This window comes from Mucilaginibacter sp. Mucisp86 (assembly GCF_047324315.1).
Lineage (GTDB): Bacteria > Bacteroidota > Bacteroidia > Sphingobacteriales > Sphingobacteriaceae > Mucilaginibacter.
On record NZ_CP168503.1, the window covers coordinates 124,095 to 139,780 of the forward strand.

The following is a 15,686-nucleotide window of genomic DNA, read 5'->3' on the forward strand; positions in this document are numbered from 1 at the left end:
ACCGCCCCTTCTGCTAACTTAATAATAAAAAACAACCCTTTTAGTGAACGCTATCGCGCAGCGCTTTGATCTCATCGTGCGCGTCAAGCAATTCACTTTCCTGTTGGCTGATAGTTTCGCGCAGATAAGCCGGCAAATTTTCATCTTCAAGTGCTGTGCGATAGGCCTTTAAAATAGCATCTTCACCAAATTCGCATTCTTCTAATACGTTATGGGTATCATGTCCGGTAAAAGCAGCTTTTACGTCGAGCCAAACCCTGTGTATTTTACCACTGGTAGTTGTGCCGGTTTCAATATCTTTTCCAAAAGCACTAACCTCAGTACCCAAAGCAAGTTTGTAACCCTGGCTTTGACCTATAAGCCTTGTGAAAATCGACTTTAATTCAACGTCATCATCTTTCAAATCTTTTGAAGCACGTTGATAGCCTTCAATCCTGTCATTGTTGATCTGAATCAGATCATTCAAAATTTGTACGGTTGCTTGTGTGTTTTCCATGATTAGATGTTTTTATACTATAATCAACCCATCAAAAATTAAATTGTTTAATTAATTATATAAAAAATATCTCAAAATGAAATTAACCTTTGCCACGAAAAAGCGAAATAATCCAGATGATAACAGCGATTACCACGACAACAGCTATGATACCGGTGATAGCCCCTGCTTTAAATATTCCGGTGATAACGGAACAGCTGCTTAATGTTAACAACACAAATCCCAAAAGTAAAAAATGTAAGTTTTTCATGATAAATATTTAAACAGATAAAGTTTAATGATTGGTTTATTCCAGGTCATTATTATGATAACAGGAATACAATAATCAGGCCTCTTTGATGTTAAAACTAAACGGATTGAATGTATGATAGCAGATGAGTAATTCCGAGCTAATAACTGTATACGGATGTATACAATTTACAGCGGTATTGTTAAAAATAACTTAATGTTACAACTGCACTTCGATCAATAAAATATTTTGCAAATAACAGTAGCCTGAAAAACAAATGTTAACAGCATGTGTTAATATAGTAACATTATAAACCACCATAAGATTATCAAAAATTTATTGAAGGTTTTAAGTTTACACCTGACTCTGTAGTTGGGTGATGTTTTATAGTATAATTTATTTGTTAACACTTTATTCCCACCAACTATGACAATACAGGTACAACCCAACATTCAATGTGAAAACTGCATTAAATGCGGCAGAAGGCCCCATGTTGAACAACATAAAAAATACTGGGTGCTCACCTGCCCAAACAAGGCCTGCAAAAATTCGGTAAAATCCCTCATCGTTGATTTTGCCACCTGGAACAGGCTCAACAAAAAGGCAAACGAAATACCAACCACAACTGAAACATTAAAACGTATCGCTTAACAGAAAAGAAAGTAAGAATAGTAAATCCACAAAAAATTTCATGGCTTTAACCCAGATGAGTACTTTTACGCGCTACTCTACTTGCTAAGCTATGACAAATGCACTTCTATCAATAAATAAAGCAACTGTACGTTTTTTAAATACAACATTATTTACCAGCTTAAACTTTAATATAAACAAAGGCGAAAGCTGGGCCCTTATCGGCGAAAGCGGATCAGGAAAGAGTGCGCTGTTACAAACCATAGCAGGACGTTTTAACATTACGGGAGGCGCAATAGATTATCATTTTTGGAATGACTACTCCAAATTTTTCAACGCAAATGATATTGCCACGCCACATAAACTGATTGCGCTGGTTGAACCTAAGCACCATTTCCGCAATCTTTCAAATACTACAGATTTTTACTATCAGCAGCGCTATAATTCATCTGATTCCGAAGACGCACTTACAGTTACAGACTATCTAAATACAGTGCCCCGATTTTCATATGGCAATGCATCCTGGACAATTGATAAAGTAGCTTCCTTATTAAGGCTGGAAACATTACTTAACAAACAGATCATCAAACTATCAAACGGCGAAACCAAACGCCTGATGCTGGCTGCCGCATTGCTTAAAAACCCGCTACTATTGATGCTTGACAGCCCCCTAACCGGGCTGGATGTAAAAACCCGTGAAGAATTTAATGGCATTATTGAGCAAATTACAGCTTCGGGTATTGATATTATCATGGCTACCTCAATTCATGAAATCCCTTCTGCCATCACTCATGTTGCGGTATTAAGTAAGGGGGCTATTGTTCATGAAAGTATCAAACAGGATTTTAAAGCCGAACTTTTTGAACAGGATAAAACCGATACCATTGACACAGACCAGTTACGCGCCCTGCTCAATATTGATAAAAACCCTGTTGCTTACAATCATATTGTAAAAATGGATAAGGTACATATTCAATATGGCGATAAGGTAATACTGGATGATGTAAACTGGCAGATCAATCCCGGAGAACACTGGGCTTTATTAGGGCCAAACGGGGCTGGCAAATCAACATTGCTAAGTTTAATTAATGGTGATAATCCGCAGGCATACGCCAACAACATTGTTTTATTTGATAAAAAACGCGGCACCGGCGAAAGCATCTGGGACATCAAAAAGAAAATCGGTTTCGTATCGCCCGAACTGCACCAGTACTTTCCTACCGATAACAGCTGTTTACAGGTAATCGAGTCCGGCTATTACGATACCCTTGGCCTTTTCAGACAGAGTAATAAAGAACGCGCCGAAATAGCTTTAAGATGGATGAAAGCTTTAGAGATTGAAAAGTACGCCCGTGTGCTGCTCAAAAACATCCCGGCAAGTGCACAACGCCTTTGCCTGCTGGCCCGTGCATTGATCAAAAATCCGGCATTGCTGATTTTCGATGAACCCTGCCAGGGCATGGATGATCATCAGCAACTCCATTTTAAAAACCTTGTTGATACCATTTGCAGCCTCGGTAGTGTTACCCTTATCTACGTTACCCACTATCAGCATGAAATACCTAACAGTGTTGATAAAGTTTTAAGGTTGGATAAAGGGAAGGTGGTTTCTTGAGATTAAAGGTTAAAGGGAAATACTTTCAATAACCGATTGTTTTAACCATTACATTTATTTGTCAATTATTTAACAGCGCACAAAATCAAATTATCAACTTGCGTATATTTGCCTGATATGAATACAGCCGATCTGTTGCAGCGCGCGTTGCGGTTTGATTTTTTAACGCCTGAAGAAGGCGTTTACCTGTATAACAACGCCTCAACTGCCGAGTTGATGTACACCGCCAACGAACTTCGTAAAATACAGGTTCCGCATGGTAAGGTTACCTGGCAAATTGACCGTAATGTTAATACCACCAACGTTTGTATAGCCAATTGTAAGTTCTGTAACTTTTTCCGCCGCCCGGGCCACGAAGAAAGTTATATAACCGATATTGAAACTTATAAAAAGAAAATTGAGGAAACTTTCCGTTATGGCGGCGATCAGCTGCTGTTACAGGGAGGCCACCACCCCGATCTGGGACTAAAATTTTATACCGATCTCTTTCGCGAACTGAAAAAGCTTTATCCTAAGCTGAAACTACATTCATTAGGTCCGCCGGAAATTGCGCACGTTGCCAAATTAGAAGGCATGCCACATATTGAGGTGTTAAGGGCGATGAAGGAAGCGGGTTTAGATTCATTACCAGGAGCCGGTGCCGAGATCCTGAACGACCGTGTTCGCCGTCTGATATCAAAAGGCAAATGCGGCGGTAAAGAATGGCTTGATGTAATGCGTGCAGCTCATCAGCTCAACCTGCCAAGCTCCGCTACGATGATGTTTGGCCATATCGAAACTATCGAAGAACGTTTTGAACATTTAGTTTGGATCCGCGAGGTACAAGCCGAAAAACCGGAGGGGCACTACGGCTTTATAGCATTTATTCCATGGCCATTCCAGGACGATGGAACCCTATTACGCAAAGTACGCGGTATCACCAACAATGTAACCGGCGACGAATATATCCGCATGATTGCCCTGAGCCGCATTATGCTTCCCAACATTAAAAACATCCAGGCTTCATGGCTTACCGTTGGCAAACAGGTTGCTCAACTTTGTTTACATGCAGGAGCCAACGATTTTGGATCAATCATGATTGAAGAAAACGTAGTATCGGCTGCCGGCGCACCACACAGGTTTACAGCCAAAGGTATCCAGGAGTCCATAAAAGAAGCTGGCTTTGAGCCTCAGCTCCGTACCCAGCGGTACGAGTGGCGCGATATCCCCGTTGAAATTGAAGAACAAATTATAAATTATTAAGTCCTTAGTAGCAGTCGCAGTTGCAGTAAAACAAAATAGCTGCAACTAAAAACTGCAACTGCCACTAACTAAAATGGAACAATACATAGAGGCCCTAATTTTCGCGTCTGAGCAGGCAATCCGGCTGGAAGAGATCATGTACTGCCTCCAGGCTGCTTTTGAACGCGATTTTACCAACGAGGAAGTAATCGATGCCGTAAGCAGGATCCATGAAAAATATCAGCATCATAGCTTAGCCATCGAGCTGGTAAAAATTGGAAATGGCTACCAGTTTCTCACCAAAAAGGAATACCATGCCGTTATTAACCTGCTGCAACTGCAACGTTCAAAGAAAAAACTGAGCCAGGCAGCTTTGGAAACTCTTGCTATTATCGCCTATAAACAGCCGGTGACCAAGCCCGATATTGAACAGATCAGGGGTGTAAACTGCGATTATTCGATCCAAAAATTACTCGAAAAAGAGCTGATAGCTATAGTAGGTAAATCAGAAGGGCTCGGAAAACCTATACTTTACGGTACAAGCAACTTGTTTATGGACTATTTTGGAATCAACAGTATTGAGGAATTACCTCAACTTAAGGATTTTACAAACAATAATGCCACTATAGGCGAGCAATCAGAATAATTTTAATTTCTGTTTTAAAAAAAATCAATTTTAGTTATTTTTACTATTGAATCGATAGGGATAACAGATTTGAAAAAACGCTTTTCTTTATCTGATTTTAATTATTATTATTGACGAAGTTTAATTTATAAAATCCATTACAATGGGAGCGCCAAAGAAACCGAACACTAAAAAGATTCAAGACTCTGATAACGATGCGGAGGACGATGATCTGGAGCCAAAAGCAAAGAAGAAGTACGATGACGATGATGATGACTTTGACGGCCCTTTAGATGACGATCTGGGCAGAGGGGGCTATGAGTCATTTGATGACGACGACGAAGACGATTATTAATATATAAAAATATACTATTTTGTAAAGCATTCAGACTATGCCTCTGGATGCTTTTTTTATTATCTACCGGCAACAAAACGCATGAAAGTAACTGAAATACAGGACAAAGCATCAAAAAAAGCATTTCTGGATGTGGCCCGCATCATTTATAAGAATGACCCTAACTGGGTTTGTCCGCTTGATAATGATATTGAAGCCGTGTTTAATCCGGCGAAAAACAATTTTCATCAGCATGGTAAATGCACACGCTGGATCCTGACCGATGATAACGGCCAGCTGATTGGCCGTGTTGCGGCTTTCATCAATGAAAAAAAGGCATATAACTATGAGCAACCGACAGGCGGCATGGGTTTTTTTGAGTGTATCAATAGCAAAGAAGCTGCTTTCCTGTTATTTAATACTGCAAAAAACTGGCTCAAAGAAAATGGCATGAAAGCCATGGATGGCCCTATCAACTTTGGCGAAAACGATAACTTTTGGGGCTTGCTGGTTGAGGGCTTTACTCCTCCCTCCTACGGTATGAACTATAATCATCCATATTACCAGGCTTTTTTTGATGAGTATGGCTTCAAAACCCAATACGCACAAATCACCAACCATGTTGATGCCCATAAACCCTTCCCCGAGCGGTTTACCAAGATAGCCAATTGGGTGGCCCAAAAACCAGGATACGATTTCAGGCATTTTGAGATCAAAAAAATCGAAAAATTTGCGGCCGATTTTATTGAGGTTTATAACGATGGCTGGAAAGATTTCGAAAATTTTGTGCCCATTACTCATAGTACCATTATGGAAAGCTTTGAAAAAATGAAGCCCCTGATGGATCCCAAGCTAATTTGGTTTGCCTATGTTGATGATGAGCCGGCATCCTTCATGATTATTTTACCCGATGCCAACCAGATGCTTAAACCGCTTAACGGTAAACTTAACCTGATAGGCAAGCTCAAATTTTTATATTACCGGTGGAAAGGCGTATCCCGTATGCGGGCTATTGTAATGGGCACCAAACAGAAATATCAAAAACATGGCCTCGAATCGGCAATGTTTATAAAATTAAAAGAATATGTATTGCCATTAAAGCGCTATGACGAACTTGAATTATCGTGGGTAGGCGATTTTAACGACAAGATGATAGCCATTCATGAAGCAGTTGGTGCTACATTCGGCAAAAAGCATTTAACAATGCGTTATATTTTTGATTAGCCCGGCACAAACCGGGCCTCAAAAATTATGCGGTTACTTTTGAATGTCGAAGTTCTTCAAATAGTTCAATTACTTTTTTCTGCAAATCAATTACTTCAGTTTCGCGGTCCATTAGGCGCTTGTTAACAGTTTCCAGCTCATTAACAAATTTCTGATCCTGCTCGGTATCATTAAAGGTAAGCAACTGAACTACAGACATTTCAAACAGATTGGCGATCTGCTCAAGTCTTGACAGGTTTATATCCGTAATCCCCGTCTCAATCTTTGAGAAAGCAGGAATTGAAATATCCAATCTCTTTGCAACGTCCTCCTGACTCCACCCCTTTTGATGACGTAATAATCTGATTTTTTTTCCGAGAGTTTTCATTTGGTTAAATTAATAGTGTAGGTTTCGCAAAAGTTAATTACTTTACAATAATATTTATTATCACGCTAATTATCAACTAATTTGCGTAAAATTTTATTTTAAAGTGTAGTTAATTGTTGCGATTTGTAAATCCTTTAAATTAAAGCAAATTAATCCTTTTAAAACATACCCGTAACATGGTATTTTTCCGAATAATTCAGGTTCGGGATTTTCATCCCATTGTAATTTAGTGCGCAAAAAAGCGTAAAAAATTCTTCTTTTTAAAATTTATGTTTCATTTTTGTACTGTAATATTTTTTATTACAGATAAATGAACGGACAATTTCAAATAGCAACCCATGTATTAACCCTGCTTTGCAAGCAGCCGGGCGAATTATTATCGTCCGAATACGTGGCCGGCAGCATGAATGTAAACCCGGTTCTGGTACGTAAAGAGATGCGCAAATTGCGCGCCTGCGGGCTTATTGAAAGTAAAGAAGGTAAAACCGGCGGCTACAGCCTGGCCCTTCCTCCGCAAAAAATCACCCTTGCTGATGTTTATAAGGCTGTAAAACTACCACCAGCTTTGGGTCAGGCCAAAAACAAGCCAAATCCCGCCTGCCCTGTCGGCAAGCAAATTGGAGCACATCTTGATCATTTAGCCGATGACGTTGAAGCGGCCATTATTAAAAAATTAAGCACTATAACCATTTTTGATTTTGTAAATCAATTCGATTAAAAAAATTTAAAACAAACTGTAACAAATTTAATTACAATATAAAAACCAAAACACCATGAAATTAGCACTAATAGGAGCCACAGGCTTTGTAGGAAAAGCAGTATTAGCCGAGGCTTTACTACGCGGATACGATGTAACCGCCATTGCCCGTAACCCGAAAACTGATGTTGAAAACGCTAAACTAACGCTTAAAACCGCCGACGTATATAATGTTGATGAATTAACAGAAGCTTTGAAAGGCCATGACGCTGTAGTAAATTCATTCAATGCCGGCTGGACAAACCCCAACTTATACAATGACTTTATCAAAGGCTCCGAAACTATACAACAGGCAACCAAACAAGCCGGGGTAAAACGCCTGTTAGTTGTTGGCGGTGCCGGTAGTCTTTACATAGCTCCGGGCGTACAACTGGTTGATAGCCCACAATTCCCGGCCGAATGGAAAGCCGGCGCTACCGCAGCCCGTGACTACCTGAACGTCATTAAAAAAGAAGAAGATTTAGACTGGACGTTTCTAAGCCCAGCTATTCACCTGCATCCTGGCACCCGCACAGGCGTATACCGCACAGGTACAGACGAGCCGGTATTTAACGGCAAGCACGAACACGAAATTTCAGTTGAAGATTTAGCAGTTGCTATTTTGGATGAACTGGAAAACAATCAGTTTGTGAAGAGACGGTTTACTGTGGGGTATTAAGCCCCCTCTAAATCTCCCCCTAAAGGGGGAGACTTCTAATAAGCCCTCTCCCTTTAGGGGAGGGTTTGGGTGGGGCTTTACTTAATAAACTTAGCAGCCACCCATTCTTTATCTTTTTTGTGGGTGATATATTTTAAACCATACTTCCGCGCCTCATCGGTAATGATATCCAGATCAGGTGATTCATAGAAACCGCTGAAATAGATTTCACCATCTGTTTTTAACACCTCGGCGTAGCGTTGCATCTGATCAAGAAGAATATTACGATTGATGTTTGCCAGGATAATATCGTATTGCTCATCCGGGATAACTTCTTTTGAACCACAAAGCGGCTTGATGTTGCCCACATTATTCAAAGCCGAATTCTCGATAGTACTTTCATAACAAACCTGGTCGTAATCAATAGCCGTGATATCACCGGCACCCAATTTAGCGGCTATAATAGCGAGAATTCCGGTGCCGCAGCCCATATCAAGTACTTTTTTACCGGCAAATTCATTCTCCAGCATCAGCGCCAGCATCATGGCCGTGGTTTGATGGTGACCGGTACCAAACGCCATCTTAGGATCGATAACAATCTCATAATCAAATTCGGGCTTAGGTTCATGAAAGGTAGCCCTTACGTAGATCTTATCCCCTATTTTTATCGGCTCAAAATTACTTTCCCATACCTCGTTCCAGTTTTTTTGTGGAATAAGGTTTACCTCATAACTAAATGTAAACAGATCTTTATAAGGCAATAGTTGCTCATCAAGCGCCTGCTGATCAAAAACATCTTCGGGAATGTAAGCTTTAAAGCCAAGCTCAAGCTCTTCAAAAGTATCAAAACCAATTTCACCCAAAGCGTTGATTAGCAGGTCTTGCTGGTAATCTTCGGTTGTTATGGTAGTAAAAAATAGTTCGTAGTAATTCATTTTAATTTTTTTGCCATTAAATTCAACGGGATTGCCGCCGATAAATAGAGTGATTTTAACCTGCAACTTCGGGTTCAATCGGTTCACTGTCATTGCCTACTCTTTTTCTGTCGAGTAAATACAGTACAACGAAGTTAACCAGCCAGTAAACAGCCTGTATTTCGGTCATGTACCACCAAAAGCTTAGTAAGGGTTTGTATCCTTCTTCGGGCAGCCATATGATATAACTGAGGGCTCCGGCAAATAGTATGCAAACCAGGGCAATGCAGGCTCCGGCAATAAAGCGGGCCGAAGCACCTTTATGTTTAACCCAATTCCATAGTGGTATAATGATCAGGTATTGGGTGAGGACTCCATCGGCAAGCAATAGTCCCCAAAAAAGGCTAAAGTAGGCCATGAGGCTATACAGGTTACCATTACCAATTTCACCAATGCGCATAGGATGATTGGGCATATTAAAATACACCACCGTCCAAAACACACCAAAGTCGACCAAAACCGGTAAAAGAACTTTTAAAAGCTTCATGCTTTTTAGATTTGAGACGTGAGATTTGAGATATGAGATTTTATTTTTTCAGTAAACATCACATACGCTCATTATGTTTGGAATTAAGCCCGGGATTGTCTCAATACTCAAATCTCACGTCTCATATCTTATTAATTTGAGACGTGAGATATGAGATTTGAGAGTTTATTTTTTTATAAACAGCACAAACCCTATTTCTGTTTGAAATTAAGTTTGAGCATTGTCTCAGATCTCATATCTAAAATCTCATATCTAATATTAATTAAATGTTTTAACGATATCTGTAAAATCGCGGGACTTCAGGGAAGCACCACCGATAAGGCCACCATCGATATCCGCCTGCGCAAACAGTTCAGCAGCATTGGTTGGGTTGCAGCTTCCGCCGTATAAAATGGTTGTAGCATCAGCAACTTCCTGGCTGTATTTAGCAGCTATCTCTTTACGGATAAATTCGTGGATTTCCTGTGCCTGCGCAGATGTAGCAGTTACACCTGTACCGATAGCCCAAACTGGTTCATAAGCGATAACCAATTTTGCAAATTGTTCAGCATCAAGATGGAAGATACCTTCAACCAGTTGAGTTTTGATCACGTCAAAATGTGTATTGGCTTCACGCTCCTGCAAAGTTTCACCAATGCAAAAGATAGGGCGAAGATCATTTTTTAAAGCAGTATCAGTTTTTTTTGCAAGCAAGGCATTGGTTTCGCCAAAGTACTGGCGGCGCTCTGAGTGGCCAAGGATCACATAAGCAGCACCTGTAGATTTGATCATCTTAGCCGAGATCTCACCTGTGTAAGCACCTTTTTCTTCCTGGTGGGCATTTTGTGCACCAACAGCTATTTTGCTATAACCTTTCGACAATTGTACCAGGCTATGAATGTGGATGAACGGACTGCAGATCACTGCTTCCTGCGTGCCGGTAGCCTCATCTTTTACCATGTTGATGATCTCTGAAAATAAAGCTAAACCTTCATTGTAATCAAGGTTCATTTTCCAGTTTCCGGCAACGATTTTCTTTCTCATGATTTTATTTTTTTAGTGAGTGGTTGATTAGTTGATTAAGTGAATGGCTATTAACGGGGACCAAATGATGTAATGAGTTTCCAACTACTCACTTAATCAACCCAATAAACCAATCACCGAATTAAAACTGACGATACTCCTTCGTCTGTTCAAATATGGCTGTTAATATATTCTGTTCTGTTTCGTCAAAATCACGGTGTTCGCGGCGGTCAAACACTTTTTGCGCGGTTTCAAACATTTTGTTCATCAAATAAACATCAAAGCCCTGCGCCCCGCCCCATGAAAAATCGGGCACGAAATGACTTGGGAAGCCTGCACCAAACACATTGGCACCCACGCCTACTACAGTCCCGGTATTAAACATGGTATTGATGCCGCTTTTAGCATGATCGGCCATGATTAAACCGCAAAATTGCAAGCCCGTTTTACGTAAGCGCTGCGTGCTATAATCCCAAAGTTTTACCTCGGCATAGTTATTTTTCAGGTTGGAATTGTTTGTATCAGCACCAATATTACACCATTCGCCTAAAACCGAGTTACCAAGGTAGCCCTCATGCCCTTTAGACGAATATCCCCAGATCACCGAGTTATTTATCTCGCCGCCAACACGGCAATATGGACCAATGGTTGTTGCGCCATAAATTTTAGCGCCCATTTTTACCTGCGAGTGTTCGCAAATAGCAAACGGCCCGCGGATATGGGTACCTTCCCAAACTTCGGTATTAGCCGAAAGATAAATAGGCCCATTAGTGGTGTTAAATGTAGAGCATTCGGCTACAGCCCCTTCTTCGGCAAAAAAATCGCTGCCAATAACAACGTTAGTTGAGCTGATGGCTGCACTGGTGCGCCCTTTGGTAAGCAGTTGAAAATCTTTACGCAGCTCTATATCATTTTTCCTGAAAATATCTTCAGGATATTTGATCGATACAAAAAGGTTAGCGTAATTTATCGCATCGGTAAAATCGGCACCGGCATTAAAGCTTTCTGCATCTGTAGCATTGAGCCTAACAGCTATTAGCTGCTCGTTGTATTTTAGCGCCTGCCCAATTTGCAACTTATCAATTGCTTCAACCAGGTTTTCATCAGGACATACGGCACCATTAATAAAAACGTTATCAGCTTCAATATTGGCCGGAAACTTTATTTTTAAGTAATCAAGCGTATGAAACGAATAAGCGCTGTTTAAATGGCTGGCCCATTTTTCGGCAATGGTGAATATACCGATGCGAAGATCGGCTACAGGCCTGGTAAAGGTAAGGGGCAGCAGTGAAAGGTGTGCGTTATCGTCAAAAAGGATAATTGCCATGGCGCAAAAATAAAAAAAGTCCCGACTGCAAAGCCGAGACTTGTAAATATTTAATCACACAAAAATTACTTTTTGTTGTAACGTGAGCGGAATTTATCGATACGACCTGCAGTATCAACCAGTTTCATTTTACCGGTGTAGAACGGGTGCGAAGTGTGCGAAATCTCTAATTTAACCAATGGATATTCGTTACCATCTTCCCATTTAACGGTTTCGCGGGTATCGATGCAAGATTTAGTGATAAAAGAGTAGTCGTTTGACATATCTTTAAATACAACTAACCTATAGTTTGATGGATGCAGATCTTTTTTCATTATATTATATAAACTTACCTTCTGTACTTTACTTAAAAGAGGTGCAAATGTAATAATAAAAGTGAAAACTGGAAAAGCAAATTAAAAATAGTTTATTATTGTTCATGGATGACAGTTCATGGTTCATAGCCGGGTATAGAATCGCATTTATAAAACTGGATATTAGGCAATTAAACACCCTCTATCTTTTTGTCTGAATCCGGATTTATTGAATTCAGGGAATGTGCAGAATACTAATCAAATTCGAAAAATTTTCAAAATTCAATAAATTCGAGTTCAGACACTCATCTCCTGGCACAACTCAATTAAAACGCCATTAGCACTTTTAGGATGCACAAAGCATACCAGTTTATTATCAGCGCCCAATTTGGGCTTATCGTTAAGCAAAACAAAACCTTCAGCCTTTAACCGTTCCATTTCGGCATTAATATCATCTACCTCAAAAGCTATATGATGAATCCCCTCGCCTTTTTTTGTTATAAACTTAGCTATAGCGCTATCATCATTCAGGGCTTCGAGCAATTCAATTTTATTTGGCCCGCTTTGCAGAAAAGCAGTAAGCACGTGTTCGCTCTCTACAGTTTCGGTTTTATATACCGGTGTATTCAGTAGTTTGGAGTAAATCTCGCCTGCCAATTTAACACTGTTAACCGCTATGCCAATGTGCTCCACTTTGTTCATGTCCAAATATTGTAAATTATTGGTCAGCTTTGATAAATTGCGAAGTATTTTAGCTGAATTTAGATAAAAACTTGCGTATCTTTGTTTTGTTAATATATTTCAAAAGGACTATGAATATCCCAATTTATTTAGATAACAATGCAACAACACCGATGGACCCAAGGGTACTGGAGGCTATGTTACCATATTTTAACGAAAAATTTGGTAATGCGGCAAGCCGTAACCATGCATTTGGCTGGGTTGCAGAGGAGGCGGTTGATTACGCACGCGAACAGGTTGCCAAATTGATAGGCGCATCTGAAAAAGAGATCATCTTTACCTCTGGTGCTACAGAATCAGATAACCTTGCTATTAAAGGGGTATTTGAAATGTACAAAGACAAAGGTAACCACATCATAACCGCCGTTACAGAGCATAAAGCTGTGCTTGATGCCTGCAAACACGTTGAAAAAATGGGCGGTAAGGTAACTTACCTCGCTGTTAAAGAAGATGGTTTGATTGACTTGGCTGAACTTGAAGCAGCAATGACCCCTGAAACCATCCTGGTATCTATCATGTATGGCAATAACGAAATCGGCGTTATACAGCCGGTTAAAGAAATAGCTGCCATTGCGCACAAACATGGCGCTTTGTTCATGACAGATGCTACACAGGCAGTTGGTAAGATCCCGGTTGATGTAAATGCCGACGGTATCGACTTATTAGCCTTATCAGCTCACAAAATATACGGCCCCAAAGGTGTTGGCGCATTATACGTACGCCGTAAAGGACCAAGGGTTAAAGTTACCGCTCAGATGGACGGTGGCGGTCACGAGCGCGGTATGCGTTCTGGCACCCTTAATGTACCGGGTATTGTTGGTTTAGGTAAAGCCTGCGAACTTTGCGCCCAGGAAATGGAAAGCGAAGCAAAACGCCTTTCAGCTTTACGCGATAAACTGCAATCAGCTTTAACAGTACTGGAAGAAAGCTATGTAAACGGTAACGTGGAACACCGCTTACCACATGTTGCTAACATTTCATTTAAATATGTTGAAGGTGAAGGTTTGATGATGGCAATGAAAGATCTGGCTGTATCATCAGGTTCGGCTTGTACTTCTGCTTCGTTGGAGCCTTCATACGTATTGAAAAGCTTAGGCTTGTCTGATGACCTGGCACACTCTTCTATCCGTTTTGGCTTAGGCCGCTTTACCACCGAAGAGGAAGTTGACTACGCTGTTGAAGTAACCAAGAAAGCGGTTACCCACCTGCGTGATCTTTCACCACTATGGGAAATGTTTAAAGAAGGTATCGACCTTAACTCAATTGAGTGGGCAGAACACTAATTGAATTTGAAGATGTGGCAATTTGAAGATTTGAAAATTGCCCGTAATTTCAGTAAATTAAGGATTAAAAATATATTTAGATAAGATTTTTGAGAGCGATCCATGTATCATTTTCAAATTTTCAAATCATAAAATTTTCAAATTAAAAAGACAATGGCATATTCAGATAAAGTAATCGATCACTACACTAACCCCCGCAATGTGGGCACTTTGGATAAAAGCAGCCACAAAGTAGGTACCGGTTTAGTTGGTGCACCTGAGTGCGGCGACGTAATGCGCCTGCAAATTCAGGTTGATGATAACAATGTTATCACCGATGCAAAATTTAAAACTTTCGGTTGCGGTTCGGCAATCGCTTCTTCATCATTAGCTACTGAGTGGCTTAAAGGCAAAAGCATTGATGATGCTATGAAAATTGACAACATGGACATCGTTGAAGAGCTTGCCCTTCCACCGGTAAAAATTCACTGCTCAGTTTTGGCAGAGGATGCTATCAAAGCAGCGATCAATGATTTCCGCGTTAAAAACGGCTTAGCGCCAATTGAAAGCGAAAAAGTACATCACTAAGAAGATGTGAGATGTGAGATTTGAGATCTTGTGTGACTTTACAAAAAGTATTTTTCAATCTCTCATATCTAACGTCTCACATCTCAAATCTAATTAATTTGATTTGATGATTTGCGATGGAGCTTGGTCTCATATCTCAAATCTCATATCTCAAATCTATAAAAATGGTAACTGTAACTGATAAAGCAAAAAGCAAAATAGAACACCTGATGCAGGATGCAGGGCTTGATGCCTCTTATTTTCTGCGTGTATCTGTACAGGGCGGAGGTTGCTCTGGCTTATCATACAATCTTGATTTTGATAACGAAGAAAAAAAAGGTGATCAGTTTTTTGAAGACCGCGGCGTTCGTATGGCGCTCGACATGAAATCATTCCTGTACCTTGCCGGTACTGAGCTTGATTTCTCTGACGGCCTTAACGGCAAGGGCTTCAATTTCCACAACCCTAACGCCAGCCGCACCTGCGGTTGCGGCGAAAGTTTTTCGGTATAAATATTCAACCTTAAAATATAAAAAGAGGCGCGATGAGCGCCTCTTTTTGTTTACACTCTGCCGTGGGCTTCCAGCCCGTGGGCGTTCGGAAGATTTTTTAATTCCCTCCTTGGGGAGGGGTGCGGCAGGCTTGTGCAGTGACGGGGAGGGGTTTATGCGTCGTTAAAGCAGATAAGCCTGCCGTCGAAACCCCTCCCTACACCCCAATGTCATTAAGTTAAGAAAATCCCCCAGAGGGGGAACAGGTTTGTAGCACATAATATACCGAGAATAACCGTGCCAGAGGTACGGAACATCGGAGTTGTGTACCTCTGGCACACTAAAAATCCAATTTATTTCTATTTCTACAAACCTTTTGCACCTCTGGTGCAGCCTCTAAAACTGTT

At 40.6% G+C, this 15,686-nt stretch carries 20 protein-coding genes; 12 read left to right on the forward strand and 8 right to left on the reverse strand.

Translation table 11 applies throughout. The annotated features are described in order from the left end of the window. Positions 1-40: 40 nt before the first annotated feature. Positions 41-496, reverse strand: a complete 456-nt coding sequence (locus ACEN9X_RS00475) for a PA2169 family four-helix-bundle protein (RefSeq protein ID WP_413668537.1) — start codon at positions 494-496, stop codon at positions 41-43. Between the two features lie 76 nt (positions 497-572). Here ACEN9X_RS00475 and ACEN9X_RS00480 point away from each other — a divergent pair, with 76 nt between their 5' ends. The 7 genes from ACEN9X_RS00480 (at position 573) to ACEN9X_RS00510 (ending at position 6,374) form a co-directional block, all read left to right on the forward strand. After that, positions 573-701, forward strand: coding sequence for a hypothetical protein (locus ACEN9X_RS00480; protein WP_413668538.1), 129 nt, complete (start codon positions 573-575; stop codon positions 699-701). Between the two features lie 450 nt (positions 702-1,151). Then, positions 1,152-1,376 carry a hypothetical protein gene (locus tag ACEN9X_RS00485; RefSeq protein WP_413668539.1) on the forward strand — a complete coding sequence of 75 codons (225 nt, stop codon included), beginning with the start codon at positions 1,152-1,154 and terminating at the stop codon, positions 1,374-1,376. Positions 1,377-1,467: 91 nt separating this feature from the next. Further along, complete coding sequence (locus ACEN9X_RS00490; RefSeq protein ID WP_413668540.1) at positions 1,468-2,970, forward strand: ATP-binding cassette domain-containing protein; 1,503 nt, start codon at positions 1,468-1,470, stop codon at positions 2,968-2,970. A 117-nt stretch (positions 2,971-3,087) separates the two neighbouring features. Next, positions 3,088-4,212: a cyclic dehypoxanthinyl futalosine synthase gene (gene mqnC / locus ACEN9X_RS00495; RefSeq protein WP_413668541.1), complete on the forward strand. Its 1,125-nt coding sequence runs from the start codon at positions 3,088-3,090 to the stop codon at positions 4,210-4,212. A 73-nt stretch (positions 4,213-4,285) separates the two neighbouring features. Continuing rightward, positions 4,286-4,837 carry an SMC-Scp complex subunit ScpB gene (gene scpB / locus ACEN9X_RS00500; RefSeq protein WP_413668542.1) on the forward strand — a complete coding sequence of 184 codons (552 nt, stop codon included), beginning with the start codon at positions 4,286-4,288 and terminating at the stop codon, positions 4,835-4,837. A 142-nt stretch (positions 4,838-4,979) separates the two neighbouring features. After that, positions 4,980-5,171: a hypothetical protein gene (locus ACEN9X_RS00505; RefSeq protein WP_413668543.1), complete on the forward strand. Its 192-nt coding sequence runs from the start codon at positions 4,980-4,982 to the stop codon at positions 5,169-5,171. An 81-nt stretch (positions 5,172-5,252) separates the two neighbouring features. Beyond that, positions 5,253-6,374: a GNAT family N-acetyltransferase gene (locus ACEN9X_RS00510; protein ID WP_413668544.1), complete on the forward strand. Its 1,122-nt coding sequence runs from the start codon at positions 5,253-5,255 to the stop codon at positions 6,372-6,374. A 25-nt stretch (positions 6,375-6,399) separates the two neighbouring features. On the opposite strand, the gene ACEN9X_RS00515 is transcribed toward ACEN9X_RS00510, so the two are convergent. Further along, positions 6,400-6,741, reverse strand: a complete 342-nt coding sequence (locus ACEN9X_RS00515) for a helix-turn-helix domain-containing protein (protein ID WP_090524822.1) — start codon at positions 6,739-6,741, stop codon at positions 6,400-6,402. Between the two features lie 310 nt (positions 6,742-7,051). Between ACEN9X_RS00515 and ACEN9X_RS00520 the strand changes: the two genes are divergently transcribed. Next, complete coding sequence (locus ACEN9X_RS00520; RefSeq protein WP_121227240.1) at positions 7,052-7,459, forward strand: Rrf2 family transcriptional regulator; 408 nt, start codon at positions 7,052-7,054, stop codon at positions 7,457-7,459. Between the two features lie 55 nt (positions 7,460-7,514). Beyond that, on the forward strand, positions 7,515-8,156 hold the full coding sequence (locus ACEN9X_RS00525) for an NAD(P)-dependent oxidoreductase (RefSeq protein ID WP_413668545.1): 642 nt from the start codon (positions 7,515-7,517) through the stop codon (positions 8,154-8,156). A gap of 77 nt (positions 8,157-8,233) precedes the next feature. Here the strand turns inward: ACEN9X_RS00525 and prmA are convergent, their stop codons facing one another. The 6 genes from prmA to mce form a co-directional block, all read right to left on the reverse strand. Next, positions 8,234-9,070 (reverse strand): 50S ribosomal protein L11 methyltransferase, encoded by an 837-nt coding sequence (gene prmA / locus ACEN9X_RS00530; RefSeq protein ID WP_413668546.1) that lies wholly within the window; start codon positions 9,068-9,070, stop codon positions 8,234-8,236. 55 nt (positions 9,071-9,125) lie between these two features. After that, positions 9,126-9,596: a hypothetical protein gene (locus ACEN9X_RS00535; RefSeq protein ID WP_413668547.1), complete on the reverse strand. Its 471-nt coding sequence runs from the start codon at positions 9,594-9,596 to the stop codon at positions 9,126-9,128. Between the two features lie 258 nt (positions 9,597-9,854). Further along, positions 9,855-10,619 (reverse strand): triose-phosphate isomerase, encoded by a 765-nt coding sequence (gene tpiA / locus ACEN9X_RS00540; protein WP_413668548.1) that lies wholly within the window; start codon positions 10,617-10,619, stop codon positions 9,855-9,857. Positions 10,620-10,740: 121 nt separating this feature from the next. Further along, on the reverse strand, positions 10,741-11,925 hold the full coding sequence (locus tag ACEN9X_RS00545; protein WP_413668549.1) for a GlmU family protein: 1,185 nt from the start codon (positions 11,923-11,925) through the stop codon (positions 10,741-10,743). Positions 11,926-11,990: 65 nt separating this feature from the next. Continuing rightward, on the reverse strand, positions 11,991-12,239 hold the full coding sequence (locus ACEN9X_RS00550; RefSeq protein ID WP_090524811.1) for a type B 50S ribosomal protein L31: 249 nt from the start codon (positions 12,237-12,239) through the stop codon (positions 11,991-11,993). 276 nt (positions 12,240-12,515) lie between these two features. After that, the gene (mce, locus tag ACEN9X_RS00555) at positions 12,516-12,920 is read right to left on the reverse strand and encodes a methylmalonyl-CoA epimerase (protein ID WP_413668550.1); all 405 of its coding nucleotides are present in this window, start codon (positions 12,918-12,920) and stop codon (positions 12,516-12,518) included. A gap of 110 nt (positions 12,921-13,030) precedes the next feature. Between mce and ACEN9X_RS00560 the strand changes: the two genes are divergently transcribed. From ACEN9X_RS00560 to ACEN9X_RS00570, 3 genes are all read left to right on the forward strand, one after another. Next, complete coding sequence (locus ACEN9X_RS00560; RefSeq protein ID WP_413668551.1) at positions 13,031-14,242, forward strand: IscS subfamily cysteine desulfurase; 1,212 nt, start codon at positions 13,031-13,033, stop codon at positions 14,240-14,242. Between the two features lie 153 nt (positions 14,243-14,395). Then, complete coding sequence (gene iscU, locus ACEN9X_RS00565; protein ID WP_076378185.1) at positions 14,396-14,809, forward strand: Fe-S cluster assembly scaffold IscU; 414 nt, start codon at positions 14,396-14,398, stop codon at positions 14,807-14,809. 164 nt (positions 14,810-14,973) lie between these two features. Continuing rightward, positions 14,974-15,300 (forward strand): HesB/IscA family protein, encoded by a 327-nt coding sequence (locus ACEN9X_RS00570; RefSeq protein WP_413668552.1) that lies wholly within the window; start codon positions 14,974-14,976, stop codon positions 15,298-15,300. The last annotated feature ends 386 nt before the right edge of the window (positions 15,301-15,686 follow it).

Bases quoted from the DNA above. Each gene is read 5' to 3' on its own strand.
- ACEN9X_RS00475 (WP_413668537.1), bottom strand. From the start codon at position 496: ATGGAAAACACACAAGCAACCGTACAAATTTTGAATGATCTGATTCAG.
- ACEN9X_RS00480 (WP_413668538.1), top strand. From the start codon at position 573: ATGAAATTAACCTTTGCCACGAAAAAGCGAAATAATCCAGATGATAAC.
- ACEN9X_RS00485 (WP_413668539.1), top strand. From the start codon at position 1,152: ATGACAATACAGGTACAACCCAACATTCAATGTGAAAACTGCATTAAA.
- ACEN9X_RS00490 (WP_413668540.1), top strand. From the start codon at position 1,468: ATGACAAATGCACTTCTATCAATAAATAAAGCAACTGTACGTTTTTTA.
- mqnC (WP_413668541.1), top strand. From the start codon at position 3,088: ATGAATACAGCCGATCTGTTGCAGCGCGCGTTGCGGTTTGATTTTTTA.
- scpB (WP_413668542.1), top strand. From the start codon at position 4,286: ATGGAACAATACATAGAGGCCCTAATTTTCGCGTCTGAGCAGGCAATC.
- ACEN9X_RS00505 (WP_413668543.1), top strand. From the start codon at position 4,980: ATGGGAGCGCCAAAGAAACCGAACACTAAAAAGATTCAAGACTCTGAT.
- ACEN9X_RS00510 (WP_413668544.1), top strand. From the start codon at position 5,253: ATGAAAGTAACTGAAATACAGGACAAAGCATCAAAAAAAGCATTTCTG.
- ACEN9X_RS00515 (WP_090524822.1), bottom strand. From the start codon at position 6,741: ATGAAAACTCTCGGAAAAAAAATCAGATTATTACGTCATCAAAAGGGG.
- ACEN9X_RS00520 (WP_121227240.1), top strand. From the start codon at position 7,052: ATGAACGGACAATTTCAAATAGCAACCCATGTATTAACCCTGCTTTGC.
- ACEN9X_RS00525 (WP_413668545.1), top strand. From the start codon at position 7,515: ATGAAATTAGCACTAATAGGAGCCACAGGCTTTGTAGGAAAAGCAGTA.
- prmA (WP_413668546.1), bottom strand. From the start codon at position 9,070: ATGAATTACTACGAACTATTTTTTACTACCATAACAACCGAAGATTAC.
- ACEN9X_RS00535 (WP_413668547.1), bottom strand. From the start codon at position 9,596: ATGAAGCTTTTAAAAGTTCTTTTACCGGTTTTGGTCGACTTTGGTGTG.
- tpiA (WP_413668548.1), bottom strand. From the start codon at position 10,619: ATGAGAAAGAAAATCGTTGCCGGAAACTGGAAAATGAACCTTGATTAC.
- ACEN9X_RS00545 (WP_413668549.1), bottom strand. From the start codon at position 11,925: ATGGCAATTATCCTTTTTGACGATAACGCACACCTTTCACTGCTGCCC.
- ACEN9X_RS00550 (WP_090524811.1), bottom strand. From the start codon at position 12,239: ATGAAAAAAGATCTGCATCCATCAAACTATAGGTTAGTTGTATTTAAA.
- mce (WP_413668550.1), bottom strand. From the start codon at position 12,920: ATGAACAAAGTGGAGCACATTGGCATAGCGGTTAACAGTGTTAAATTG.
- ACEN9X_RS00560 (WP_413668551.1), top strand. From the start codon at position 13,031: ATGAATATCCCAATTTATTTAGATAACAATGCAACAACACCGATGGAC.
- iscU (WP_076378185.1), top strand. From the start codon at position 14,396: ATGGCATATTCAGATAAAGTAATCGATCACTACACTAACCCCCGCAAT.
- ACEN9X_RS00570 (WP_413668552.1), top strand. From the start codon at position 14,974: ATGGTAACTGTAACTGATAAAGCAAAAAGCAAAATAGAACACCTGATG.